The following is a 25,002-nucleotide window of genomic DNA, read 5'->3' on the forward strand; positions in this document are numbered from 1 at the left end:
GCCAAATCCACCAGGGAAGCGCTTGCGGCGCCACAACCCACGTGCGAGGCTCGCGCACTTTTCGCACGGGCCAAGGGTCGTGTGCAACGCGCCAAATGCGCCCAAACGGAGCGGAACCGCCGAAGCGGCGGTCCGGGTGACAAAGACGTGATCGAGCTTATGCGCACCAACGACATGGTGCTGATTTCAGCCATCGAAGCGCTTTTGAACGCCGCTGATATCAATCACTTCGTTGCGGACGGCCATATGAGCGTGCTGGAAGGGTCGATCGGCTTCCTGCCACGCCGGATTCTTGTATCCCGCGACGAGGCCGAACGGGCCCGCCGCCTCCTGACCGAGGCCGGATATGGCGGAGAGCTCAAACATGGCTGAAACGGAAGATGCGCTGCTCGGCGGACGCCTGCGGTTGCAGCAGCCCGCCACCGGGCATCGGGCGGGAACCGACGCCATTCTGCTGGCCGCCGCCTGTGAGCCCGTCGGCCGGAAGCTTGGCGATCTGGGCTCCGGCATCGGCACGGCCGGCCTCGCCGCCGCGCTGCGCCTGCATCCCGAAGCGCTCGTGCTGGTGGAGCAGGATGCCGAGATCGCCGCACTGGCGACGCGGAACGCCGCCGCGAATGTGACGGTGCCCACGCAGGTGGTGGTTTGCGATCTTTTGAGCGCCCGCGCCCGGCATGCCGCCGGCCTCGCTGACAACAGCCTCGATGACGTGATCTGCAATCCGCCCTGGTATGACGGGCGCAGCCATCGCGTCTCTCCCCACGCGAAGAAGGCGGCGGCTCACGCTGTGGAAACGGACGGCGACATCATTACGCCTTGGCTGCGCGCGGCGAGCGCCGTGCTGCGGCCAGACGGCTCGTTCACGATGATCCATCGCGTCGAGCGTCTCGGCGATATTTTATCGGCCAGCGAAGGACGCTTCGGCGCGGTGACGATCATGCCGGTACACGCGCGGCCGGATGCACCGGCGATCCGCATTCTGATGCGCGGCATCAAAGGCAGCCGCGCGCCTATGCGCCTGGCGCCGCCGCTCATTCTGCATGAGGCCGACGGCACGTTCACGGCGCGCGCGCAGGCCATCCATCGCGGCGAAGCTGCCATCGGATGGCCGGGCTAACCGTCATTGCGAGCGAAGCGAAGCAATCCAGGAGTCAAGGTGTGGCGCTATAGACGCAATCAGCCTGTGCCACAGGCATTTTCTGACGCCCTACCACACGCCCCTGGATTGCTTCGTCGCTGCGCTTCTCGCAATGACGGTATAGCATTCGGCGCAACGCTCAGTAGCAGACGCGACGGTTCACCCAGCGCCAGCCCCAAGGGGTCGGTGCCCAGCGCCGGCGGATGACGCAGCCGCCGTAATAGGCCGGATAGCCGAAGCCGTAGAAGGCCGGATAAGGGCGATAGAAGCGCGGGCCGCCATAGAAGCCCGGGCGAAAGCCACCGCCTCGGAAACCGCCGAAGCCACCGCCATGGAAACCACCGCCATGAAAGCCGCCACCATGGAAGCCGCCGCCGTGGAAGCCACCTCCGCCGTGGCCACCACCCATCCTGGCGGCAGCCGGTTCCGAGAAGGCCAATGCGCCCAAGGCGACCACCGCAGCGATCGCGCCAGCGCGCGCAACACGATTGATTGATGACATGACACACCTCCACCCGGAGTGTTCACAGGGCCTCAGACGCCCATGCAACAAACCTGAGCCATCGCACCTGAATAACTACTTATGTAGTTGTTCATATGGCATTCATGTGGCCGGCTCGGAAGCCTGTTTGACCCTGCGGGCATCGCCGACTAGTTTGCGCGCGATTTCACGCTCCGTCTGGACGCATTTTCTTCACGCGAACCGGTGTCCACTTCGCTTGAAAATGCATTTATAGGAAACTCATGTCCGCCTCTCTCGATCCGTCCAAGTCCTTCCAAGGGCTCATTTTGACCTTGCAGACCTTCTGGGCGGAACAGGGCTGCGTCATCCTGCAACCCTATGACATGGAAGTGGGCGCCGGCACGTTCCATCCGGCCACGACCTTGCGGTCGCTCGGCCCGAAATCCTGGAAAGCCGCCTATGTGCAGCCCTCGCGCCGGCCGAAGGACGGCCGCTATGGCGAGAACCCCAACCGGCTGCAGCACTACTATCAATTTCAGGTGATCCTGAAGCCGTCGCCGCCGGATTTGCAGGATCTGTATCTGCGCTCGCTCGCCGCCATCGGCGTCGATGCCAAAGTGCATGACATCCGCTTCGTCGAGGACGACTGGGAAAGCCCGACCCTGGGCGCCTGGGGCCTGGGCTGGGAATGCTGGTGCGACGGCATGGAAGTGAGCCAGTTCACTTACTTCCAGCAGGTGGCCGGCTTCGAATGCGCGCCGGTCTCCGGCGAGTTGACCTATGGCCTCGAACGGCTCGCCATGTATGTGCAGGGCGTCGAGAACGTCTACGATCTCAACTTCAATGGCGGCGAAGGCGACGCGAAAGTCACCTATGGCGACGTTTTCCTGCAAGCCGAGCAGGAATATTCGCGGCACAATTTCGAATATGCCGACACAGCGCTGCTGTTTCAGCATTTCCGCGACGCCGAGACCGAGTGCAAGGCGCTTTTGGAAAAGGGCGACAAGGGCAATCGGCACGAACTGGTGCTGCCGGCCTATGACCAGTGCATCAAGGCCTCGCACCGCTTCAACCTGCTCGACGCACGCGGCGTGATCTCGGTGACGGAACGGCAGAGCTACATCCTGCGCGTGCGCGAACTGGCCAAGGCCTGCGGCGCGGCCTGGCTGAAGACCGAAGGCGGCGGCGCTTAGGGGGCGGCTGAAACAGCCTCAACACCTAGCGGCAAACGCCGAAGCCTTTGTGTCATGCCCGACGCGCTGAAAGCGCGAGCGGGCATCCAGAGCAACCGTTTCAATGCCCGTCGCAGCACCCTACCACGCGCTCTGGATTCCCGCTCAGCCGCTGCGCGGCTGTCGGGAATGACACGGTAGATTCTCAGCATAAAGAACAAATCAAGAACATAATTCCGCCGCCGACGCATCTTATTTTACGCGGCAGGCATGGCGACACATTGGGAGAACAGCTTTTGGACAAGTGGCACAACCGTCATTGCGAGCGCAGCGAAGCAATCCAGGGGTCACGGACGGGTTCTGTGGGCACAAATGCGCATGCGTCACAGCACTTTGTTACCGTGCATCCACACGCCCCTGGATGGCTTCGTCGCATGGCTCCTCGCCATGACGGTGCGGCGTTCGGCGCTTCGGGAGGGGGTGTCGCGCGATTCTGAGGAACAACCCCATGCAAGGGCATTTTCCTCCCCTTTTTCGACAGGCCGCGCACGCACTTGACCCGGCGGCGCGCGTTTGCGAACAGCAACGCAACATCTGGTCGGCGTGGTCCGGCCGTTATTTCGTGAAAGGGGCGGTCTCGCGGTCCGCCGCGTCCAATGCCCGATCTGCTTCTTGAACTGTTCAGCGAAGAAATTCCGGCCCGCATGCAAAAGCAGGCGTCGGACGACCTCAAGCGCCTCGTCACCAATGCGCTGGTCGAACGCGGCCTGACCTATGAGGGCGCCATCGCCTTCGCCACGCCGCGCCGTCTCGCTCTGCATATCGCCGGCCTGCCGGCGCGCCAGCCCGACACCCACGAGGAAAAGAAGGGGCCGCGCGTCGGCGCGCCCGACGCCGCCGTCCAGGGCTTCCTCAAAAGCGCCGGGCTCACTTCGCTCGATCAGGCGAAGATCGAGAAGGACCCGAAGGGCAAGGGCGAATTCTACGTGGCGGTGATCGAGCGTAGCGGCGGCGCCACCATCGACGTGCTCGCCGACATCCTGCCCGGCATCATCAAGACTTTCCCCTGGCCGAAATCGATGCGCTGGGGCGCGGCCTCCGTGCGCAGCGACGCGCTGCGCTGGGTGCGGCCCTTGCATTCGATCCTCGCGACGTTCGGCCTTGAGACCGAGGAACCGGAAATCGTTCCCTTCGAAGTCGACGGCATCCGCGCCGGTAATGTGACGAAGGGCCATCGCTTCCTGGCACCTGGCGACATCAAGGTGCGGCGCTTCGACGATTACGTGCCGGCGCTGGAAAAGGCCAAGGTCGTTCTCGATGCGGAGCGGCGCAAGCAGATCATCCTCAACGACGCCAAGGAACTGGCTTTCGCGCAGGGGCTCGAACTCGTCGAGGACGAAGGCCTGCTTGAGGAAGTCGCCGGCCTCGTCGAATGGCCTGTGGTGCTGATGGGCACGTTCGAGGAAGCTTTCCTCGACATTCCCGGCGAAGTGATCCGCGCGACGATCCGCGCGAATCAGAAATGTTTCGTGCTGCGCAAGCCGGACGGCAAGCTCGCCAATAAATTCCTTTTAACCTCGAACATCGAAGCGACCGACGGTGGCACCAAGATCGCCGCCGGCAATGGCCGCGTGGTGCGGGCACGTCTGTCCGACGCACTCTATTTCTGGGAGACGGATCGTAAGCCCCTGCCCGACGCGAAGGATTATACCAGCGACGCGCAGCCCCTGGGCCTCGATCTCGACAAGCCGCTCGACCAGCGCATGGGCAAGCTCGCCCATCTCAACGTGGTGTTCCACGAGAAGCTCGGCACGCAGGGCGCGCGTGTGGAACGCATCAAGGCGCTGTCCGGCGAACTGGCGCCACGCGTCGGCGCCGATGTCGCGCGTGTCCAGCGCGCAGCCGCGTTGTGCAAAGCCGATTTGATGACCGAAGTGGTCGGCGAGTTTCCCGAAACGCAGGGCCTGATGGGCCGCCGCTATGCCGAACTGCAAGGCGAAGCGGCCGATGTTGGTGCCGCCCTTGAAGAACACTACAAGCCGCAAGGCCCCACCGATCGCGTGCCGAACAGCCCGACCAGTATCGCCGTCGCGCTCGCCGACAAGATCGATACGCTCGTCGGCTTCTGGGCCATCGACGAAAAGCCGACTGGCAGCAAGGATCCATTCGCGTTGCGCCGCGCGGCGCTGGGCGTGATCCGGCTCGTGCTTGAAAACAACGTGCGCCTGAAACTGCTGTCGGCTTTCGCCGATGCGGCTTCGCATCTTTCCGTCGGCAATGCCGGAGCGGAGAAGACCCATGCCGATCTCCTCGCCTTCTTCCACGATCGCCTGAAAGTCTATCTGCGCGACAAGGGCGCGCGGCACGATCTCATCGACGCTGTGTTGGCGATGGGCGACGGCTCGGCCAATGACGATCTACTGACGATCGTGCGCCGTGTGGAAGCACTCGGCTCGTTCCTCGACACGGAAGACGGCAAGAACCTGCTCGCCGGCTACAAGCGCGCCGCCAACATCATCCGCGCGGAAGAGAAGAAGGAAAAGGACGCAAGCGCCTTCGAAGGCGCCTATGCTGCCGATGCTTCAGCGAGCGCGCCGGAAGCGGCGCTGGCCGCCGGCATCGATGCGGCCGCCAAGGATGCGACGCAAGCGATCGCGCAGGAAAATTATGCTGGCGCCATGGGCGCGCTGTCGAAACTGCGCGCACCGGTCGATGCGTTCTTCACCGACGTGACCGTGAACGATCCCGATCCCGCCAAGCGCCTCAACCGCCTGCGCCTGCTCAATGCGCTGCGGCGCGCCGTGCATGGCGTGGCGGATTTCTCGAAGATTGCGGGATGAGGCTGCGGCGCAAGCCTTGCCTCATCGCATTGCTATAAGAGCCGAAGCCTTTGTGTCATACCGGACGCCGAAGGCGATCCGGTATCCAGGGGCAACCGCTTCAATCTACCACTCGCCCCTGGTTCCCGGATCGCGCTTTCAGCGCGTCCGGGATGACACGAAGGCTGCGGTCTCTGTGTCATGCCCGACGCGCGAAGCGCGAGCGGGCATCCAGAGCAAACGCTTCAAGGTCAGCCACGCAGCAATCCACCACACGCTCTGGATTCCCGCTCGGCCGCTGCGCGGCCGTCGGGAATGACAGTGAGGCTCAGCTTAATGTGCGCCGATGCTGCGCCACCGGAATCATCGCGCGCACTTTCTTCACGCGCTCCACATCGATGCGCGTCACCACATAGCCGACACCATCGGACGCCTTGGCGACCACGTGGCCCCACGGATCGGCGACGAGCGAATGGCCGTAGGTCATGCGTGGTTCGTTGCCCTGCATATGCGTGCCGGTCTGGCCCGCCGCGCAGAAATAGGTTTCCGTCTCGATAGCGCGCGCCCGGCACAGCACGTCCCAATGATCCTTGCCGGTCTGCAAGGTGAAAGCCGCCGGCAGCGCGATCACTTCAGCGCCCTTCTCGGCCAAGGCCTGGAAGAGATAGGGAAAGCGCAGATCGTAGCAGATGGCGCAACCGATCGTGACGCCTTCGCACTCATAGGTGACGACCGCATCGCCCGGACGGAAAGCCGCGCTCTCGTTATATTGCTGGCCGTCCGGCGCGGTGATGTCGAACATATGGATCTTGCGATAGCGCGCCAGCTCGCGCCCCTCGCGATCGAAAGCCACCGTCGTATTGCCGATGCGCTCTTCATCGTCGATCGCTTCGAGGATCGAGCCGCCGTGGATGAACACGCCATGGGTTTTGGCCATGGTCTGCAACATCGTATAGGCGGGACCGCCAGGCAGCTTTTCCGCTGCCTCGCGTTTCTGCGCCCGCGAACCGCCCATGAAGTCGAAGACTTCAGGCAGGCAGATCCAATCCGGCTTCTCCTCGGCGACGGCCTGCGCGATGAGCTTCTGCGCCTGCGCCAGATTGGCCGCCTTGTCGGAGCCGGAGTTCATCTGGATGAGAGCGACCTTCATGGAGCGATCCTTAGTTCAAATCAGTTGACGCTTTCCAGGCCCAGCGAAATGCCCTGGCCGACGCCGATGCACATGGTGGCGAGCGCGCGCTTGGCCTTGCGATCGTTCATCTCGATGGCGGCCGACAGCGCGATGCGCACGCCCGACATCCCCAGCGGATGACCGATGGCGATGGCGCCGCCGTTCGGATTGATGTGTTCGGCGTCGTCAGGCAGGCCGAGATCGCGGGTGACGGCGAGCGCCTGCGCCGCGAAGGCTTCGTTGAGTTCGATGACGTCGAAATCGGAAATCTTCAGGCCAAGCCGTTCCATCAGCTTGCGCGTCGCCGGCGCGGGACCGATGCCCATGATGCGCGGCGGCACGCCGGCGGTGGCGAGGCCGGTGATCTTGGCCAGCGGCTGCAGGCCATATTTCTGCACAGCCTTGCCCGACGCGATGAGCACGGCGGCGGCGCCATCGTTGACACCCGAGGCATTGCCGGCGGTCACCGAACCGTCCTTGCGGAAGATTGCCTTCAACGCCGCCAGTTTCTCGATCGTGGTCGCACGCGGATGTTCATCGCGATCGACGACGGTGACGTTGCCCTTGCGATCCTTGATCTCGACGGCGACGATCTCGCGGGCGAGACGACCGTTCTCGATCGCCTTGGCGGCACGGTTCTGGCTGCGCAAAGCGAAAACATCCTGGTCTTCACGGGAAATCTGCCGTTCGGCGGCGAGATTTTCCGCCGTCTCGCCCATGGCGTCGACGCCGTATTGCGCGCGCATCTGCGGATTGATGAAACGCCAGCCGATGGTCGTATCCTCGACCGAGGCCTGCCGCGAGAAGGCTTCCGTCGCCTTGCCCATCACGAAGGGCGCGCGCGACATGCTCTCGACGCCGCTGGCGATGGCGATTTCCATTTCGCCCGCGCGGATGGCTCGCGCCGCCGAGCCCACCGCATCGAGACCCGAACCGCACAGCCGGTTCAAGGTGACGCCCGGCACATCGAGCGGAATGCCGGCGAGCAAGAGACCCATGCGGGCGACGTTGCGGTTATCCTCGCCCGCCTGATTGGCGCAGCCGGCGAAAACTTCCTCGATGGCCGTGACCGGCACCTGCGGCACCTTGGCCACCAGGGTCTTGAGCACATGCGCCAGCAGATCGTCCGGACGGACGGGCGAGAGCGAGCCGCCATAGCGACCGACAGGCGTGCGGACACCAGCGCACAGGAAAACGTCATTCATCGACCCGCTCCATTTGTGTCGGCCACGGTTCACATCGCCCGGGCCACGGACATTCTGGGTGCCTTTTACGGGGCCGCCCCGCCGATGGCCAGTCCTTTGCCTTGAGGGTGGCCTGAGCAAAGGTTCGGGCAAACTGACAGATTCAGAATATTTCCAATGTCAGCCAGACTGAACGACATCCCGCCCGCGATCCGCTAAAGTTGACGCCGCTGCGGATTTGGCCATTGTTGCCCCGACGGCGGCCGGATCGGCCGGAGATGGATATGGCTTTGAAGGGTATGGTATTGAAAGGAAAGCCGCAGCCTGCGGCGGCGCCGGTTGCCATGCCCGCCGAGACAACCCAGGCGAGTCGATTCGGCAAAACGCGGACGGCGCAGTCGACCGCGCTGATGGAAGATTATGTCGAGCTGATCGCCGATCTGCTCGCCAACCAGGGCGAGGCGCGGCCAACCGACGTGGCGCGCCGGCTTGGCGTCTCCCATGCGACCGCGATCAAATCGATCTCACGCTTGAAGCGCGAAGGGCTGGCGACATCCAAGCCGTATCGTGGCGTCTTCCTGACCGATGCCGGCCATCAGCTCGCCGACCGCGTGCGCGCGCGCCATCGTCTGGTGGTCGATGTGCTTCTCGCCATCGGCGTTCCCCTCGAGGCGGCGGAAGCTGACGCCGAAGGGATCGAACATCACGTCTCCGACGTATCGCTCGCCGCTTTTTCTAAATTTTTAAAAGAGCACGGCAACTAATCGGGTCTCCCCGACGTTGTGAACACACCCTTTTGCCAAACGCGCGGCGGGTGTAATTTACATGTGCTGTCCCGGTGAAGGGGCCGACGGCAGCGGACACTGGAAGGGGATACAATGAAAAACATTCTGGTGCCTATCGAGATGCACTCGACGGTCGATTCTGTTCTACAGACCGCTCTGGTGCTGGCGCGCAAATTCGGCAGCTATATCGAAGGCACGCCATTGGGGCCCGATCTTCCCGACCTCGTGGCCTTCGACATGCCCGTGAGCTGGACGATCAACGATCAGAACTCGTGGAAGGAGCTGGCCGAGGAAGCGCATCGCAAATTCGACACGACCATGTCGGCCGCCGGCATCGGCGGCAAGTCGCCCGATGGCAGCGGCCCCTCCCAGGCCTGGTCCGGCGATCATTCTCTTGGCGACAGCCAGGTGGCGAGCCTTGCGCGCGTTTTCGACATCACCGTCTTGGGCCGTCCTGGCTCTGAGCGCGGCGACCCGCGCATGGCCACCGCCGAAGCGGCGCTTTTCGAAAGCGGCCGGCCGATCATGCTGGCGCCGCCGAAGACGCCGGCGAGCTTCGGTGACACCATCGTCATCTCCTGGAACCAGAGCACGGAAACGGCGCGCGCCACCGCTTTCGCCATGCCTTTGCTGAAGAAGGCCAAGAAAGTGATCGTGCTGACGGTCGAGAATTTCGTCGTCGATGGCCCCACTGGCGCGCAGCTCGCCGAAATGCTGGCCCGTCATGGCGTCGCCGTCGAAGCGGTGAGCCATCCCGGCGGCAAGAGTTCCGGCGAAGACATTCTCGATCAGACGGAAAAGCTCGGCGGCGATCTCTTGATCAAGGGCGCCTATACGCAAAGCCGGTTGCGGCAGATGATTTTTGGCGGCGCGACCGCGCATATTCTGGCGAAAGCGAAAATGCCGGTGTTCATGGCCAACTAGGCCGGCCCGCAAACGCTCTTTCAAATATCAAGCCCGGTTCTGATCGCCAGAGCCGGGCTTTTCATATTCCTAAACGCGCCGCGAAGGATTGAGCCAGGCGAGCACCGCGCCGCAGCCGCTGAGAATGGCCAGCAGCAAATAAGCATTGCGGAAAGCGGCGGCGATCTCGCCCATGACGATCTCGCGCCGGTCGCCCGCCAATGTCTGCAAGGCCTCAGGACCACGATTGAGAATGCCGGCGAACATCTGCGCCGCATCCGCATCGGACAAGGCCAAGGACGCAAAGAGCACGGTGGCAAACAAAGTGGTGCCAAGCGCCGCACCGACCGTGCGCGCCAGCTGGATCGACCCCGAGGCCGCGCCAAGCCGGCGCCGACCGGCGAGCGTCTGGATCGTCACCTGCACGACGCTCATCACCGTGCCCATGCCAAGCGCGGCGATGCAGACGGCGACCGCCACGCCCAGAAACGACATATGCGCGGCGTTGAAAGCGAAATTGATCATGCTGAGGCAAGCGACGATGAGCCCCACCGACGGGGCGATCATGGTCATGCCCGTGCGCGTGATGAAGCGGCCGGTCAACATCGAGGCCGTGGCGATCGAGGCCGTCGAAGTGAGCAGAATCCAACCGACCTGCTGCAGCGGCGCGATGTTCATAATGTGCAGGTAGAGCGGCATGAAGGCGATGAACGCGGTCAATGTCGCGCCGTGGGCAACGGCGACGAGTTGCGTCATCCACACACCGCGCTGGCGCATGAGATCGATCGGCAACAGTGGCGAGGGCGTGCTCCTCTCCTGCCGCAGCAGGAAAAACAGCGCCGCAGCCGCGAAAGCGAACAGGCCGAAGATCAGCGGCAGTGCCGAAACCTCGAACGTGCGAGCATTCTGCAAGGCGAGCAAGGTCGGGATGACGACACAGGTAAACAATATCAGGCCGAGGAAATCGAAATTCCAATCGCCCTTGTTACCGGAACGCGCCCGCAACCGCATGGTCAGCACGATGGCGATGAGAGCCGCCGGAATGTTCATGAAGAACACCGAGCGCCAGCCGAACGTCAGCGTGAGATAAGCGCCGAGCAGCGGGCCGATGGCCGTGGCGCTGACGGAAATGGCGGCGAGATAGCCCTGATATTTGCCACGCTGGCGCGGCGGCACCACTTCGCCGATCAGTGCCTGCGACATACTCATCAAGCCGCCGCCGCCCAGGCCCTGCACGAAACGGGTGATCGCCAGGATCATAACGGACGGCGCCAGCGAATTGAGAACGGCACCGAGCATGTAGATGCCCAGCGCCACGAACATCAGCTTACGACGGCCGAAGCGGTCGCCGAGATAGCCATAAAGCGGCGCAGCAATGGTCGAAGCGATCAGATAGCTGACGATGATCCAGGAAATATGCTCGATATCGCCGAGCGAGGCGGCGATCGCCGGCAAAGCGGTCGCGACGATCGTCTGGTCGGCGATCGCCAGAAACATCGGCAGCATGATGGACGGAAAGACACGCAGAAACATGCCGCGCGTGTCGGCTGGAAAAGCCCCTGACGTTTCCTCTGGCGGTAGCGTTGTTGAAGTCAAAATCTCGTCCCGACGCCGCGTCGGCGGCGCATCACCTTTCGTACCGGCCTGATAGACTGTTCCGCCGCGCCCGCCAACGCCATAAAAGCGTCAAGCTTGCGCTGAGCCCCTGCGCGCAACTGTCTCTTGCTCCGCTATATCCTTTGATATACAGCGCAGTAGATCGGAGATAGAAGCTTTTCCCTGTGTTTCAGCTTTCGGACGTCGAAACCACCGCTATCTGGCTCAGCTTGAAGGTCGCTCTCGTGGCGACCCTGGCGAGTTTGCCGCTGGCCATCGTGGTCGCTTGGCTGCTCGCCCGCTGCCGTTTTCCCGGCAAAGGGCTTTTGAACATCCTGGTGCATCTGCCGCTGGTGATGCCGCCCGTCGTCACCGGCTATCTGCTGCTCATCACCTTCGGTCGACGCGCACCGGCGGGCGAATTCCTCGAATCCTGGCTTGGCCTGGTCCTCGCCTTTCGCTGGACCGGCGCGGCGCTGGCCGCCGCCGTCATGTCCTTTCCGCTGACGGTGCGGGCCATCCGCCTGTCCCTGGAAGCCATCGATTCAAAACTCGAGGACGCGGCCGGCACACTCGGTGCCGCCCCTCTGCTCGTGTTCCTGACGGTGACCCTGCCGCTAGCCCTGCCCGGCGTCCTCGCCGGCACGGTGCTCGGCTTCGCCAAAGCACTCGGCGAGTTCGGCGCGACAATCACCTTCGTTTCCAACATTCCCGGCGAAACGCAGACGATCGCTTCGGCCATCTACACGACGACGCAGACACCGGGCGCCGAAGCAGCAACCCTGCGACTGACCGTCATCGCCATCATCATTGCCGCCGCGGCGCTTGGCCTGTCGGAATATTTGGCGCGCCGCAGCCAGAGCGAAGGCCGCCGATGAGCCGTATTGCTTTCGATATCGATCACCGGCAAGGCGAGTTCTCATTGGCTGCCAAGGGCGAGCTGCATGGTCCGGTGAGCGTGCTCTCGGGCGTCTCCGGATCGGGCAAGACCACCCTGCTCAACATCATCGCGGGGCTCGTGCGGCCGCAATCCGGCCGCTTGAGCTTCGACGGCACGGTCTGGTTCGACGCCGCCCAGAAAATCTTCGTGCCACCGCATCGCCGCCGCATCGGCTATGTGTTCCAGGAAGGACGGCTGCTTCCGCATTTGTCGGTGCGTCACAACCTCACCTTCAGCCATTGGTTTCGCAAACCCAACGGCCGATCGCCGGCGCTCACCGACGTCACCGATCTGCTGGGGATCACGCCGCTGCTCGATCGCGGTCCGCGCAATCTGTCGGGCGGCGAGCGGCAGCGGGTGGCGCTGGCCCGCGCCCTGCTCGCCTCGCCGGATCTGCTTTTGATGGACGAACCGCTGGCTTCGCTCGACGAAGCGCGGCGCGCCGAAGTGCTGCCCTATATCGAGAACGTGCGCGACCGCTACAAAATGCCGATCGTCTATGTCACCCATTCCGCCGACGAAGCGGAACGGCTCGGCGACGAAATCGTCAAATTGCGCGACGGCAAGATTCAGGAGATCGAGCGGCGTCGCGATCCGCAGACATCAGTCGCTTTCGACGGGTAGCGGGCGCAGCTTCGCGGTGAGATCGGAGATCTCATCGCTAAACCGCCGGCTGGTATCGCGCTCCATCTCGCGATAGAGGGCGACGAGCTTGTGGCCGAACTCGGTCAGCTTCGCATTGCCGCCGCCCTTGCCGCCAAGCTGCGTCTCCAGAACCGACATTTCGAACATGCTGTTGACCTCGTCCATCAACAGCCACGCGCGCCGATAGGACATGCCCAGCGCGCGCGCCGCCGACGAGATCGACCCGTGCGTGTCGATCATTTCAAGCAGTTTGACCTTGCCGTGACCGAGCTGCCGCTGCGGGCTGAAATCGATCCTGATGGTCACACGCGGCGTCACGTTTCCTCCGCCTTTTTCTGATCCTGCCCAGCTTCTTGACCGAGCCAATGCGGACATGTGTCCGGCTTGATATCGATGAGCGGCGTGCCATCGATACAATCGAGGCCACGCACGGTGAGCACGTTGCCCTCGACTTTCTCCAGCACGACCAGCGAAGACGCGATGGGATTGGGGCGGTTGGGCGAACGCAGCGCGAAAGTGCCCGTCGCCTGACCGTTCGACCGGGGCGATTGCTGCAAGAGATCGCGGCGCGCCTCGTGCATCCAATAAAGAATCTGCAGATATTCGTGGCCGGCGATGTCGGCCAAAGCGTCCTGCCAGCGCGGATCGACCTCGATCCGGCAGGGGGGTCCGTCCAGATCGCCCTTACGCGGACAATCCCGACGGCTCGGCCACGGTGTTCTGATCGTGCCGATGAAAAACAGGGTTTCATCGCCCCTGTCCGGCAATTGCCCCAGGCGCTCGCCGGCGCGTATTTCCGTCGTCGTCGGCACTGAACCGGCTTCTCCTTGTTTGGAAGGGATTTAGCCTATTTCGGCCGCTGTGCCCACCGACGCTCCGTCTGTCGCCAGGGAGAACCTGATTTACCCCCAAATTGGCTTGACGATGACCAACGAACGGTCCATTCCTGGCCCGACGCGGGCTCCCGCGCCTGCACCCGTAGCTCAGCTGGATAGAGCGCTGCCCTCCGAAGGCAGAGGCCAGGGGTTCGAATCCCTTCGGGTGCGCCAGTTCTCCATTGATATCAATGATTTATATTGAGCCGAATTCTTCGGCCAAGCTCCGCAGCATAGCTGATTTGGAGCCGGCTCCCGCAAAACGTCGCCTGATAACGAACTGACTTTGCCGTCTTCCTTAAACCGAGCGGGCGCCTGTGTGAATCATCGACCCAACATGCTGGCCGCGCAGCGCTGCGGTGAGGCGGCCCGGGATGAGGCCATTCACCACCTGTACGCGCCCGATGTGGCGGGCATTCGCCATCACTTCGAGAAGCGCAGAGTCAAACGGCAGCGTGCCTTTCAATTTCGCAAGTTCTGCAAAACTCGTTTCCCGCGGCAACTGCGCCTGCTTCCCATCTGGCCCGTTGGGATCGGCGGTGTACACGCCATCCACATCCTCGACGATCGTCAGGCCGGCTGCGCCGAGCGCGTCGGCCAGCAGAAATGCGCCGATATCGGCACGGTGTATCGGAATGCGCGAGGTCGGAAACTCGTGATGGTGATAAGGCGGAAACGCACTTCCGACGACGGCTCGCGCAGCGGAAAGATGAATGGCGAGCTGGCTCGCGATCGTCGGATGCTCAACATAGGAGACGCCGTCCGAGGCGAACAGACAGGCGAGGATATGACCGTTTTGGCCAGCCTCGCTCGCCGCCAACGGAGCCAGCGATCCGACCGGCAGCCCAAGATCGAGGCCGACACTATAGAGATGGCGGGCGCGGATGCCGGCGCCCGTCAGGATCAACAGGCGGTGCTCAGGCAACAGCGCGCGAAACTCGGCCACGAGTGGCAGGATGGCTTCATAGGAAAAGCACTTTCCCCAGCCGGCAGCCGAGAGTGTAACAAAGCGAGGAGGATGACCGACAACCTGCTCACTTATGGGCTTGAGATAGTGACTCCTGAAACTCCCGCGAAAGCGCATTATTCAGGCGAATCTATCCCACGCAATCGCTGGTAAAAAACAGAGCTGTGTTGATCTGGCCCGACAACGCGAGCGATGCGAGGCCCCACCCGATCCTGCCGTGCGGAGCCTCATTGATGGATTAGAACGTGCGCTCGACGCGCACACGGCTCGTCCAATTGCTCGGATTGACCGAAGCCAATGTGCCGAGCCCGACCGGCACCGAGAGCGGCAGGCTCTGGTTCAGTTTCGAGTAGGACATCTCGATACCGATGTCGAAGTTGCGCACCGGCGACCAGATCAAGCTGCCCATGAGAGTCCATGTGGTGGCGTTCGACAAGCCGCCGTTCGCCCAAGCCGTGTTGCGGGTTACCGACCCCGGCATCACCCGCGCGTAGGATCCAATCACATGAGAGCGCAACGACGGGGTCCAATAGTGAGTAAAGATCGCTGCGGCTGACCATGCCTTGGTCTGCTCTACGCCCCCGATCGAACAGGCGGCATTAACGCAGTAAAGCGTCAGATCGCGATCGACGCGCAAGAACCCGCCGACCCAATTGCTGCTGACCGCTGGATTGGCATTGATGCCGGAATTGACCACATAGCTGAGAGCGCCGGAGCTGTATGCGACCCAGGCCTGGATGCTGTCGCCTTGCGCAAGCATCGGCAGGTTGATGCGCAGACCGCCGCTGACGGCCCAGCCCGTGCGGCGTATCTGTGGACCGGCATTGCCGACGACCGCGAGCGGCGCATTGCCGAATGTCACGCTGTTTTCAAGCACCGCGGCCGACAGCATCGCGGCGCCCCACGGCTGATCGATACGGATGTTACCGACGAGAGAGGGCAGGCGCTGCGGCACCGGGCCAGCGGTCGCAGCCGTTGCGGTGAACGGATTGGGCCCAAGCGTATTGACGGCCGTCGAATTGGTCAGTTCAGCCCGGTTTTCCAAGGCGATGGTCGCCGAGAAGCCACCCCCGAAGGTTGCCGTGTAAGCAAGCTGACGAATGCCGTTCGGGAAGCCCGCGGTGGCGAGCGAATGATATTGGAGAGGCGGCAGAAAGCTGAAGTTCGAGGCCGCCTGGCCAACCGTAAATCCGGCGAAGCGGATATAGGCCGCTTCGATCGTCGCCGTAGAGGCATTGCCGGCCGCAAATACACCACTGGCATAACCCGGCGGGGTGTTGGCGAGGCCGGACGCCGACATCAGACGTAGAGAGAAAATCGTCTGCACCGTTCCCCAAGCGGATTGGGTGCGCGCATCCATGTTGATAAGCCCGCGGGCATACCAGCCGTTCTGGTCAACGCCATTGGCGCTGATGAACGTTCCCGTGCCGCCACCGCTCGAGCGGTGCGAAACCGCGTTTTTCGCTGGCGTGTACCACATGTCAACACGAACGCGGCCGCCGACTTTTAAGCAGGTATCGGTGCCGGGAATCCAGTAGAAGCCTGCGCCGTAAACGTCGCAGACACGGACATATTCAACGGGCGCTGCCTTGCGCGACGGCAGATCGGCCGCGTGGACGCTGCCCCCGACGACCAATGTCGCGGCGGATGCAAGCAGAATATGTCGTGCGAATGCCACCGATGTCTTCGTACTCATTCTAACCCCCGTTTTGTTTGGTTTAAGCGGCTTCATATTGAAGAGAGTGCGCGCGGCCCCGCGGGCGCGCTCTCCGCAATGCAGTTGCGTCAAATCAAACGCGAATTCGGGTCTCGTGATCACGCTCCGATCAGACGGCGGACGTGATCACTGCCAAATACGAAAGCCTTGGGGTCGACCGATACATCTGTATAAGAACAGCGCATAAATCGGTCTCTAATGAAAAGGAACGGTCGTATCAATTCCGAGCTTGGTGCGGCGCGCCAATCCCGGAGCGCGTGCGTGTATTGCTGACCGCTCTTCAACATGGCAATGGCCTCATGTCATTGCCCCGTTCCAATGCTGTAGGAATTCGCTCGCCGGCGAGCGTGGACGTGGCGAAGCCGCGGAAGCCGGCGTTCCTACGTAGATGAAGCCGACGATGGCATCGCTGTCGCCGAGCCCCAACGCGGCCTTGACACCGACATCATACGCAGGCTCTCCCGTCTTCCAGGAGGCGGCGTAACCCTGCGCATATAAAGCCAGTGAAAGGTTCTGGATCGCCGCACCCACTGCGAGAATCTGTTCAACTTCAGGCACGCCCGGCCGGGACACGATTTTCGCGCCCACAGCGATCACGAGAGGCGCACGCAAGGGCTTGGCCGCTTCGCGTTCAAGTTCGGCCTCCGTTGCTTCCGGCTTTCGGCGCTTCAAGGCCTGCGCCAGAATCGCACCGAAATTTTGCCTCATACTGTTTTCGATCAGAATGAAGCGCCAGGGCCGCAGACGGCCGTGATCGGGTGCCGCGACCGCAGCCTCCAGCGCCATATTGAGTGCCTTGCTGTCGGGGGCAGGCGCAACAAGTTCCTTCGGCGTCGTGCGCGCCAGCATTACGTCGAGAAGTGTCATCTGTGCCATCATCGGCTTCCATCTTCATGTTCCTCCGGAACGAACGCGATGACTTCCATCTCGACCAGCATGTCCGGTCCCTTGAGATCGACAATCGCCGATGTTCGTGCCGGCAATGGCTCGGGAACGAGCTTCACATATTCCTCGTTGAAGCCCTTCCAGTCTTCGGCGTTCCGCAGGAAGACGGTCACTTTGACCAAATGCGCAAGGGATGATCCGGCTGCTTCGAGGATCGCTCCGATATTGCCAATGCAGCGGCGCGCTTGATCGTGAATATCACCCATCTTGCCGGTTTCGCGATTGCGACCAGCCTGACCGCTGGTGAAGACGAAGCCGCCAACACGGATCGCCTGATTGAACGGCCCGGTGGGTGTCGGCGCCTTATCGGTACGGATCGCGATTTTCTTCGTCATATCTCGATCCTGTCTCTCGTCATCGCTGCGAAGCTCCAAGGGCTTCCACGGTCAAGCGCGCGACTTCATCGTCCAAAGCAGGAGAGCCGCCGCCCACGCCGATTGCCCCGATACAGGCGCCATTCTCAAAAATCGGATATCCGCCGGGATTAAGCGTCACGCCGCCGGGAATGATCTCGGTCAGGCTCATGGCGTAGAGTGGTCGATCCGTCCATTGTTCGATCAAAGCTATCGTCGGCTTGCGAAACGCTGCTGCGAGGCGCGCCTTGCCCGCGGCCATATAGGGCCCGTGCCAGGCTTCAGCTTTCCCGCGCGCGACGATCACAGGATGGCCGGCGGCATCGACGACGGCGACGCTGACTTCGACACCTTTCGAAATCCCTATGGCTTTCGCCCGATCAAGAAATTTGCGGCCGGTGTCGAAGTCCACGTCGCCTCCGGTCGTCTAATGACGGATATAATCGTCGGCATTGGTTCCCAGGAGCTTGCGCAACGCGCTTTCTCCGAGCACCCCCTTCCACTTGATCACGTTGTCGACCGAGTGCGGCCAATCGCATTCAGGATGCGGGAAGTCGGAGGCATACATCAGGCAATTGTCGCCAAGCACGTCGTTGACCGCCTTGGTCATCTCGGGGCCTTCATGCGCCTCGATGCAAACCTTGATCCGGCCTTGCTGGGCATATTCGCTCGGCAAATATTTCAGCTTCGGGACCACGCCCTTGACATAGGTGACCTGGCTGTCGAGGCGCTTCAGCCAATAGGGCAGCCAGCCGTGACCCGTCTCCGAGTAACCCACTTTGATGTTCGGATAGCGATCGAGAATGCCGCCGGCGATAATGTAAGCGAGCGAACGCTGCGCGCCCCAGGGGTGAGCGGCGGTGCGGGCGATGGCGGCATTGCCCCAGATGTCGCGATAGCCCGGGAAATACGGCGGTTCATAGAAGAAGCTGTGATGCATGATCGGCAGATGCAGATCGTTCATCACCTCCCATAACGGATCGAGATCGGGATCGTCGATCGGCAGCCCTTCGGGCAAGGATGGCCAGACGGCGCACAACCAATCTTCCTTGCCGATGCGTTTGATTTCCTTCACCGCCCATTCGATATTCGCGCCCGGCGCCAGAAACAGGCCTTTCAGCCGCTTCGTATCGGCCGAGCAGAAATCGCGCATGTAATTGTGATAGGCATCATAGAGATTCGTCGTCAGAAACGGCTCCAAAGCGCTCGATCCGGGCGCCCAGGTGCCTGGAATCAAAACATTCACATCGACGCCTTCTTTTGTCATGTCGTCGAGGCGACCGTGCGGGTTATCGTGCTGAATGCGCTCATGGCAGATTTCCGACGAGACGTTCTCGACACGGCCCTCGGTGGCGCCGGCCCCGCCCTTCTCGACCTTTTCGACATCCGGCTTCTGGCCCGCGATCCGGTTGTAGGGGATCGGCTTGATCCGCAAGGAATGCCACGGTGTCGTCGGATGGCCGCGACCGGGAGGCGAATTCATCTTTCGCGCGTAAGGCGTCAGCTCTTCCCAGCGATCCTTCAAAGGCTGAGCCGCATAACGATGGAGCACTTCCATCGATGGGGTCACGTGGCTATCGACATCGAGAACCCGATATCCGTCGCGCATGCTTATTCTCCCGTTCCTTGACAACTACGGCTGCTTCACATGAAGCCTGCGCCGCTTTCCCTGCCGATGAAGCTAGAAAGCTCTCTCGCTCAAGGCAAAAAGCTTTTTCAGATAGTCGTATCAGCGCGGGATATATGACTGCCGCCAGCATGGGCGCGCGCCGCCGGCGCCGCTTCCGCGACGCCGACGCAAACTCGGAATATCTGTAACGTGACGAATAAATGCTCAGTCTTGCACAAACTCGCGAGGCGCCCGGTCGATACCCAGTTGCCGGCGCCGCTGCACCAATTCATGGAATTTGGCACGCGTGTCCTGAATGCTCATGATTGGCGTCTCGGCGAAGCCATCATTCGCCCAACCCGGCCAGCTTTCATATTCCTTGGCATAGAGTTCGGCGCGGATAACGGTCGGATGAAAGGGTTTTGAGCGGGCGTGGCGCAGATCGTTGAGATTGATCGGCCCTTTGATCGTCGCCTCCCCCGGTCCATTGAGCGTATTGGTGATCGAGCCGTCGAAATAATGAATGGCGGAATCACCGTGGCTGTCATGCATGCCGCGCAGCGTGCCTTCGAATATGCCGACATTGGCTGCGGCGAGGTAACATTTGTTCTCATAAGCACGGGCGGTCCGCAGGCTTTTCCAGTTGCGGACGTCGCCGTGACTCATGTTGTTGGGCTCGGATGTCAGATGCAGCAGAATTTCGGCGCCGTTCATCATCGTGCATCGCGCATTTTCGGGAAACCCCAGCTCGCCGCATGTGACGAGGCCGATATTGCCGATGTCCGTCTTGGCAACCTGGAACAAGGCTTCGCGGCCATATTTCGCAACGAACTGACTGTAGACGTCAGGCGGCGTCGTATAAGGAAAGACCCAGCAATTATTGTTGATCTTCCAATGCTTGATCAGAATTCGGCCGTCCGGTCCCACCAGAAATGAACAATTGAAGAAGCGTCCGGGAAAGTCGTTATGAATTTCCAGCATATTGGCAGCGATATAGACTTTTCGCTGCTTGGCTTTCTCGGCGAGAATGTCCGTATAAGGCCCGGGAACCGTGGTACAGATCTTGATCCACTGATCGACATTCTTATTCGACCAATGGCCGTTGATGGCATATTCCGGCGTCACGATCAGCTTCACTTCGGAATTTCCGAAGGACGTAACGTAATCGACCAATTGGCAGATACGTTCGATATTGGCGCGGATATCGAGATCTCGTTGCTTCTCGTCTTCGAGCGAAACCTGACGCACCCGCGGCTGAATACAGGCGACTTCGAAGTTCAAAATATCCGGCATGACTTAGTCCCTCGCATTAGTTCAAAGCGGCTGTCGTCGCGGATCTTCGGTGATCCGCAAGACCGACGCAGCCATCGTCTTCGGCTTTGACAAGCTTGATTGAGCCAAAGCTGATCCAGCCTGACGGCATGGTACGGATGTTTGGCAGCCGACCCCGGAGCTTCACCAGTTCATCTTCGTCCAGTGTGTCTTCGATCACCGGTTGGCCTTGAAAATCAACTGACCAGCGCGGCCGGTCGGCCGCAACCTTCAAATCCTGGCCACAAGCCAATGTGCGGGCGAGAAATTGCGCCAATACGCACGTCTGTCCTACGGTTCCTGGCGTACCGATCGTCATCGTCAACTTGCCGCTCTTGGTGATCAGGCAAGGCGCCAGGGTATGTGCGGGACGCTTGCCGGGCGCGATGCAGTTTGCACTTCCAGGATTGTTGACGAAACCAGCGAGCCGGTTGTTGAGGAGAATGCCGGTAGCAGGCAGAACGACGCCGGCACCGCATGGCGCCGATATGCTTTGGATCAGGGAGACGGCCAATCCGTCGCGATCGACGACAACGACATTGGTGGTGCAACGATCGCGCGATTCCGGCGGCATCGGCATGGCCGCATCAGCCTGGACGAAGCCCGTTCGAGCCCGCTCCAGCAAGGCCCGGAGCGGCGCTTCCAGCAATGCCGGATCGCCGATCAATTGGCCGGCAACCTTGTAAGCGGCGCGGCGTGCCTCAAAGCCGCGCAGGATGAAATCCACACTGTCCGGATCGACGTTCGCAATACCGCCCGCTTCCAGAGCCAAAAGCTGCAGCAATAACGTCGCGCCATAGGAATTTGGCGGCATGGTCCAGACGTCATGACCGTGGAAAGGGGCCGAGATCGGCTTTTGTTCAAGCGACTTGTGCTGAGCGAGATCATCGCGACCGATGAGCCAACCGATTCGCTCGCCGGCCGCCAGCATGCGGTTCGCGACTTCCCCTCGGTAAAAACTTTCCGGACCTTCCGCCTCGATGATCGCCAGCATGTTCGCGAGATCGGGTTGCCGAAAGGTAGTGCCTTCCTGCAACGGCACGCCGTTCGGCAGGAATAGATCGGCAGCGGCGGGATCGCGAGCCAGCAAGGCGGCGCGATCTCGGACATTGCGCGCGAAATAGGAAGAAACAGCAAAACCCTCGGTCGCAAGCGCCCGTGCAGGCGCCATCAAGCTTGCAAATGGACGGGTGCCGAAGCGCTGCAATGTATCATGAAGGCCGGCGAGAAAGCCGGGCACCGTCACCGATAGAGCGCCATCGCGAGGTATGCCCACCGAAAATTGCTCTAAGGTCGCGGCTTGCGGCGAACGCCCCGTTCCATTCAGACCGGTAACCGCTCTTGTCTTTGGATCGTGGATGAGAAAATAGACGTCCCCGGCCAGAGTGCAGGCATAAGGACATACGACGGCGAGGACGAGCGCCCCGGCAACTGCGGCATCGACAGCATTTCCGCCGCTCCGCAGAACTTGCGTGGCCGCCTCAGTCGCAAGGGTATGCCCGGACGCGACGACACCGTTCAGGCCATGCGCCACCTGAATTTCTCGCGACAGCTGTCGAGTTTCTCCGGCAACGCTCATGAGATTCTCGTTCGTGACCTCGTTCGATCAGTCCGCGGAAGCGCTTGGGCTCGCCGCGCGATCGCGCTGATAGAATTCGGATTGCGGGTCGTTCAGCACCATGGTCTTAATGCCCTCCCAGAGGTGTCGGCGCAGCGCGACGAATTCAGGGGTTGCCCGGGCATCGTATTCCCACCTCGGTTGCGGCAGGTTGACGTCGACGATCTCCGAGATCTGCCCCGGTCGCGGCCGCATCATCACCACCTGGTCGGAGAGAAGCACCGCTTCATCCACGCTATGGGTCACGAAGATGACGACGCTTTTCAGCGTCTGCCGGATCTTCATCACTTCAATCTGCATAAACTCACGGGTTTGCGCGTCGAGCGCCGCAAAAGGCTCGTCCATCAAGAGAAAGGCCGGTTTGGCGATGAGTGCGCGCGCCAGAGCTGCGCGCTGCTGCATGCCACCCGACAATTCCCGTGGGTAGGAATCAGCGAACCGACGCAGACCCATCATATTGAGATAGTAGTCGGCGCGCTCTTCGCATTCCTTGGTGGATGCCGCGTGAAGTTCCAGCGGAAAATAGACATTGGCCTTGATCGTGCGCCAAGGCATCAGCCGGAACGATTGAAACACGATGCCCATATGTGGTCCCGGCACGGGCGGCGTATCGCCAACGAGAATTTCTCCCGAATCCTGCCGGATCAAACCATTCAGCATGCGCAGCAACGTGGTCTTGCCGCACCCCGACGGGCCGACCAGGCTGACAAAGCTATTCGGCTTTATGTTGAGAGAGATGTTGTTAAGAGCGTGTACGCCCTCGTCAGCCTTCGAGCGGCGGAACCATTTTGACACATTGCGCACGGTGATGGCGGGCGCCGCATCATACGGCGCGATCGATGTCGGATCCGAGGTCATCAGCGACGTACTCATCGGCCCACCGGATCAATTTTCGGCTCGACGCCGCTATCGGCCAGAACGGCATCGATGAAGCGCGGGTCGACCCAGTCCTTCGGCTCGACTTTCTTCAATTCCTTCCATTCTGGATCCTGGTAAAGCGTATCCGTGGTATAGGCGAGGTCGGTCATGTTGAACCCACCATTCACCGACCAGTTTTGTCGGTAGTTTTCGGCCAGAGCCTCTAGCTCTTCCCGCTTCAAATCGGAGCGAGCTTTCGCCATGGCATCCACCCAAAGCTTGGGATCGGCTGCGAAAGCCCGCGAGGCCATCATGATGCCGCGCACCACGGCCTGGATTTCCTTGGCTTTCGCCTTCCAGACGGCTTCTGTCACCACATTCAGCTTGGTGACGAAGGGCGCCGCTTTATAGAAACTCGCCTGATCGACAACCATGGAAAACGCCGACTTATCGGCAAGGCTGGTCCAAACACCGATTGAAATGGCGGTCGCGTCGATACGGCCGGCGATCAAGGATTGTGCCCGCACGGGCGGCTGGCCAACGGCGAGATACTGCAGCTTGTCGGTGCTGGCGCCCAGTTTGGTCAGCACCGCACGGCTGAGAATGTAGTCAACGCTTCCCAGACGGGCCACGCCGAAAACCTTGCCTTCAAGCTGCTTTGGCGTCGAATAGTCCTTCTTGGCGACGATCACGAAGGGAAGCGCTTTGTCGGGCGAGATGATGCCCTTCAATTGAACTTGGTTGCGTGCCACGAGCTGAAGGGCGGTATCGAGCCCAATATTGGCCATGTCGCCTTGTCCCGAGCGCAAGGCAGCAACGGCCGAAGGTGTCTGCTGGACACGGACCAATTCAACGTCGACACCAGCCTTTTTATAGAAGCCGAGCTGGTGGGCGAGATCGATCACCGAATTGGGTACCAGGGGCGTTTCCGTTTCCGTGATGATGATGCGAAACGGCGCGGCCGCGGCCACCGTGCTCAACAGGCCCAGCGCTATGACGACGAGTATGCCGGCCCATTGGACGGACCGGGGAAACACGCTCGTGATTGAAGCGTTGGTCGATGCGATCGTCTTCATGCAAATCTCCAGAAGGCAACCGGGCATGTCCCGACCCCACGCACGGGTTGATGAGCAATAAAGGTTGGAGGCGTAGTTTCGACCACGCCGAGCATCGTGACGTAGTTGAGGAATTCCGCCGTCGAATTGCCTTCCTGGATCAGACGCGGAACCGTGAGCGTGTTGAGAATGTCGTCACGGGCGCCCAGGCGCATGCGCTCCAGCAACCAATCGGCGAATTGCGGCTGATATTTGCCTGCTTTTGGTCCGCCAACCTCGATATTGAGATTGAACGAGCCGAGGATGGCGACGCGCTCCGATCCAGGCCAATCGCGGATCGCCCGGCCGAGGAATTGACCCAGCTCGTACCAACGGCGATTGGCCGCCAATGGATAGCCGAAGGCATTGGTCATGATCGGCACCAGGCTCAGATCCTGCTCCGGCCTCAGATAGGACAGAGGTAGCGTGAAAGCATGATCGATCCGAAAGTCGTGAACCTGCGAGAATTGGATGCCCTGCTCGACGCCGCTGCGCAGAATGTGCTGCGCAAGATCGAGCGGCACCAGTGCGCGATATTTTGGCAGAAACATGATCTCGGATTCATACCAGAATGGCCCTTCCGCTACTGGGCCGGTGGCCACCGCGAAGGTCGGCATATTGTCGAAGAAGAAATTATCGAGATGGTCGTTAGCCACCGCCACGATCACGTCCGGCCGCGTTTCCGCCAGCATGGCCCGCATGTGATCAAAGGTGGCGTTCAATCCTGCCAAATCTTCCTGATTGGCCTGCTCCCGGTTCCAAAAGATCCTCGGGTTATGGGTCGAGGCGATGACAGACACGATCTCGGCCATGACTTCCTTTCACCGTTCACGCCACAC

General features: G+C 61.4%; 24 protein-coding genes, 1 tRNA gene and 1 pseudogene. 9 read left to right on the plus strand and 17 right to left on the minus strand.

Annotation, left to right across the window (positions count from 1 at the left end):
• The first annotated feature begins 147 nt into the window (after nucleotides 1-147).
• Both OIM99_RS01840 and OIM99_RS01845 read left to right on the plus strand, forming a co-directional pair.
• Complete coding sequence (locus OIM99_RS01840; protein WP_311850326.1) at nucleotides 148-372, plus strand: DUF2007 domain-containing protein; 225 nt, start codon at nucleotides 148-150, stop codon at nucleotides 370-372.
• On the plus strand, nucleotides 365-1,117 hold the full coding sequence (locus tag OIM99_RS01845; protein WP_311848609.1) for a methyltransferase: 753 nt from the start codon (nucleotides 365-367) through the stop codon (nucleotides 1,115-1,117). The genes OIM99_RS01840 and OIM99_RS01845 overlap by 8 nt, the downstream gene beginning before the upstream one ends.
• Before the next feature lie 160 nt (nucleotides 1,118-1,277).
• Here the strand turns inward: OIM99_RS01845 and OIM99_RS01850 are convergent, their stop codons facing one another.
• Entirely contained in the window at nucleotides 1,278-1,640 is a 363-nt protein-coding gene (locus OIM99_RS01850) for a hypothetical protein (RefSeq protein WP_409371458.1), read from the minus strand.
• Between the two features lie 242 nt (nucleotides 1,641-1,882).
• Here OIM99_RS01850 and OIM99_RS01855 point away from each other — a divergent pair, with 242 nt between their 5' ends.
• Together OIM99_RS01855 and glyS are read left to right on the plus strand one after the other, a co-directional pair.
• Nucleotides 1,883-2,794: a glycine--tRNA ligase subunit alpha gene (locus OIM99_RS01855; protein ID WP_311848610.1), complete on the plus strand. Its 912-nt coding sequence runs from the start codon at nucleotides 1,883-1,885 to the stop codon at nucleotides 2,792-2,794.
• A gap of 635 nt (nucleotides 2,795-3,429) precedes the next feature.
• Nucleotides 3,430-5,613 carry a glycine--tRNA ligase subunit beta gene (glyS, locus tag OIM99_RS01860; RefSeq protein ID WP_311848611.1) on the plus strand — a complete coding sequence of 728 codons (2,184 nt, stop codon included), beginning with the start codon at nucleotides 3,430-3,432 and terminating at the stop codon, nucleotides 5,611-5,613.
• A gap of 307 nt (nucleotides 5,614-5,920) precedes the next feature.
• On the opposite strand, the gene OIM99_RS01865 is transcribed toward glyS, so the two are convergent.
• The gene (locus OIM99_RS01865) at nucleotides 5,921-6,742 is read right to left on the minus strand and encodes a carbon-nitrogen hydrolase family protein (RefSeq protein ID WP_311848612.1); all 822 of its coding nucleotides are present in this window, start codon (nucleotides 6,740-6,742) and stop codon (nucleotides 5,921-5,923) included.
• Nucleotides 6,743-6,762: 20 nt separating this feature from the next.
• On the minus strand, nucleotides 6,763-7,968 hold the full coding sequence (gene pcaF / locus OIM99_RS01870) for a 3-oxoadipyl-CoA thiolase (protein ID WP_311848613.1): 1,206 nt from the start codon (nucleotides 7,966-7,968) through the stop codon (nucleotides 6,763-6,765).
• Nucleotides 7,969-8,246: 278 nt separating this feature from the next.
• On the opposite strand from pcaF, the gene mntR reads away from it, so the two are divergent.
• The gene (gene mntR / locus OIM99_RS01875; RefSeq protein ID WP_409371496.1) at nucleotides 8,247-8,711 is read left to right on the plus strand and encodes a manganese-binding transcriptional regulator MntR; all 465 of its coding nucleotides are present in this window, start codon (nucleotides 8,247-8,249) and stop codon (nucleotides 8,709-8,711) included.
• Nucleotides 8,712-8,825: 114 nt separating this feature from the next.
• Entirely contained in the window at nucleotides 8,826-9,656 is an 831-nt protein-coding gene (locus tag OIM99_RS01880; RefSeq protein ID WP_311848615.1) for a universal stress protein, read from the plus strand.
• A gap of 69 nt (nucleotides 9,657-9,725) precedes the next feature.
• On the opposite strand, the gene OIM99_RS01885 is transcribed toward OIM99_RS01880, so the two are convergent.
• Nucleotides 9,726-11,231, minus strand: a complete 1,506-nt coding sequence (locus OIM99_RS01885) for an MFS transporter (RefSeq protein WP_311848616.1) — start codon at nucleotides 11,229-11,231, stop codon at nucleotides 9,726-9,728.
• 185 nt (nucleotides 11,232-11,416) lie between these two features.
• Here OIM99_RS01885 and modB point away from each other — a divergent pair, with 185 nt between their 5' ends.
• Both modB and modC read left to right on the plus strand, forming a co-directional pair.
• Entirely contained in the window at nucleotides 11,417-12,109 is a 693-nt protein-coding gene (modB, locus tag OIM99_RS01890) for a molybdate ABC transporter permease subunit (protein WP_311848617.1), read from the plus strand.
• Nucleotides 12,106-12,795 (plus strand): molybdenum ABC transporter ATP-binding protein, encoded by a 690-nt coding sequence (modC, locus tag OIM99_RS01895; protein WP_311848618.1) that lies wholly within the window; start codon nucleotides 12,106-12,108, stop codon nucleotides 12,793-12,795. Before modB ends, modC begins: the two co-directional genes overlap by 4 nt.
• Here the strand turns inward: modC and OIM99_RS01900 are convergent.
• Both OIM99_RS01900 and tsaA read right to left on the minus strand, forming a co-directional pair.
• The gene (locus OIM99_RS01900) at nucleotides 12,775-13,134 is read right to left on the minus strand and encodes a winged helix-turn-helix domain-containing protein (protein WP_311848619.1); all 360 of its coding nucleotides are present in this window, start codon (nucleotides 13,132-13,134) and stop codon (nucleotides 12,775-12,777) included. The two genes, modC and OIM99_RS01900, sit on opposite strands and share 21 nt — an antisense overlap.
• Nucleotides 13,131-13,628 carry a tRNA (N6-threonylcarbamoyladenosine(37)-N6)-methyltransferase TrmO gene (gene tsaA / locus OIM99_RS01905; RefSeq protein WP_311848620.1) on the minus strand — a complete coding sequence of 166 codons (498 nt, stop codon included), beginning with the start codon at nucleotides 13,626-13,628 and terminating at the stop codon, nucleotides 13,131-13,133. Before tsaA ends, OIM99_RS01900 begins: the two co-directional genes overlap by 4 nt.
• 160 nt (nucleotides 13,629-13,788) lie before the next feature.
• On the opposite strand from tsaA, the gene OIM99_RS01910 reads away from it, so the two are divergent.
• Nucleotides 13,789-13,865 (plus strand) — tRNA-Arg (locus tag OIM99_RS01910).
• A 124-nt stretch (nucleotides 13,866-13,989) separates the two neighbouring features.
• Here the strand turns inward: OIM99_RS01910 and OIM99_RS01915 are convergent.
• From OIM99_RS01915 to OIM99_RS01965, 11 genes and pseudogenes are all read right to left on the minus strand, one after another.
• Nucleotides 13,990-14,655 (minus strand): annotated as a pseudogene (locus OIM99_RS01915) (molybdenum storage protein subunit alpha); the annotation flags it as partial.
• A 241-nt stretch (nucleotides 14,656-14,896) separates the two neighbouring features.
• Complete coding sequence (locus tag OIM99_RS01920; protein ID WP_311848621.1) at nucleotides 14,897-16,354, minus strand: porin; 1,458 nt, start codon at nucleotides 16,352-16,354, stop codon at nucleotides 14,897-14,899.
• Nucleotides 16,355-16,672: 318 nt separating this feature from the next.
• Entirely contained in the window at nucleotides 16,673-17,251 is a 579-nt protein-coding gene (locus tag OIM99_RS01925) for a nitroreductase (RefSeq protein WP_311848622.1), read from the minus strand.
• Nucleotides 17,251-17,655: a RidA family protein gene (locus tag OIM99_RS01930; protein ID WP_311848623.1), complete on the minus strand. Its 405-nt coding sequence runs from the start codon at nucleotides 17,653-17,655 to the stop codon at nucleotides 17,251-17,253. Before OIM99_RS01930 ends, OIM99_RS01925 begins: the two co-directional genes overlap by 1 nt.
• A 19-nt stretch (nucleotides 17,656-17,674) precedes the next feature.
• Nucleotides 17,675-18,085, minus strand: coding sequence for a heme-binding protein (locus OIM99_RS01935; protein ID WP_311848624.1), 411 nt, complete (start codon nucleotides 18,083-18,085; stop codon nucleotides 17,675-17,677).
• A gap of 15 nt (nucleotides 18,086-18,100) precedes the next feature.
• Nucleotides 18,101-19,282, minus strand: a complete 1,182-nt coding sequence (locus tag OIM99_RS01940; protein ID WP_311848625.1) for an amidohydrolase family protein — start codon at nucleotides 19,280-19,282, stop codon at nucleotides 18,101-18,103.
• A gap of 225 nt (nucleotides 19,283-19,507) precedes the next feature.
• Nucleotides 19,508-20,575, minus strand: a complete 1,068-nt coding sequence (locus OIM99_RS01945) for a nitrilase-related carbon-nitrogen hydrolase (protein WP_311848626.1) — start codon at nucleotides 20,573-20,575, stop codon at nucleotides 19,508-19,510.
• 16 nt (nucleotides 20,576-20,591) lie between these two features.
• Nucleotides 20,592-22,172 carry a gamma-glutamyltransferase gene (locus OIM99_RS01950; RefSeq protein WP_311848627.1) on the minus strand — a complete coding sequence of 527 codons (1,581 nt, stop codon included), beginning with the start codon at nucleotides 22,170-22,172 and terminating at the stop codon, nucleotides 20,592-20,594.
• Nucleotides 22,173-22,199: 27 nt separating this feature from the next.
• Nucleotides 22,200-23,084: an ABC transporter ATP-binding protein gene (locus OIM99_RS01955; protein ID WP_311848628.1), complete on the minus strand. Its 885-nt coding sequence runs from the start codon at nucleotides 23,082-23,084 to the stop codon at nucleotides 22,200-22,202.
• Nucleotides 23,081-24,145 (minus strand): ABC transporter substrate-binding protein, encoded by a 1,065-nt coding sequence (locus OIM99_RS01960; RefSeq protein ID WP_311848629.1) that lies wholly within the window; start codon nucleotides 24,143-24,145, stop codon nucleotides 23,081-23,083. The genes OIM99_RS01955 and OIM99_RS01960 overlap by 4 nt, the downstream gene beginning before the upstream one ends.
• Entirely contained in the window at nucleotides 24,142-24,975 is an 834-nt protein-coding gene (locus OIM99_RS01965; protein ID WP_311848630.1) for a hypothetical protein, read from the minus strand. Before OIM99_RS01965 ends, OIM99_RS01960 begins: the two co-directional genes overlap by 4 nt.
• Nucleotides 24,976-25,002 lie beyond the last annotated feature (27 nt).

It is taken from the genome of Methylocella sp. CPCC 101449, from assembly GCF_031921685.1.
GTDB lineage: Bacteria > Pseudomonadota > Alphaproteobacteria > Rhizobiales > Beijerinckiaceae > Terripilifer.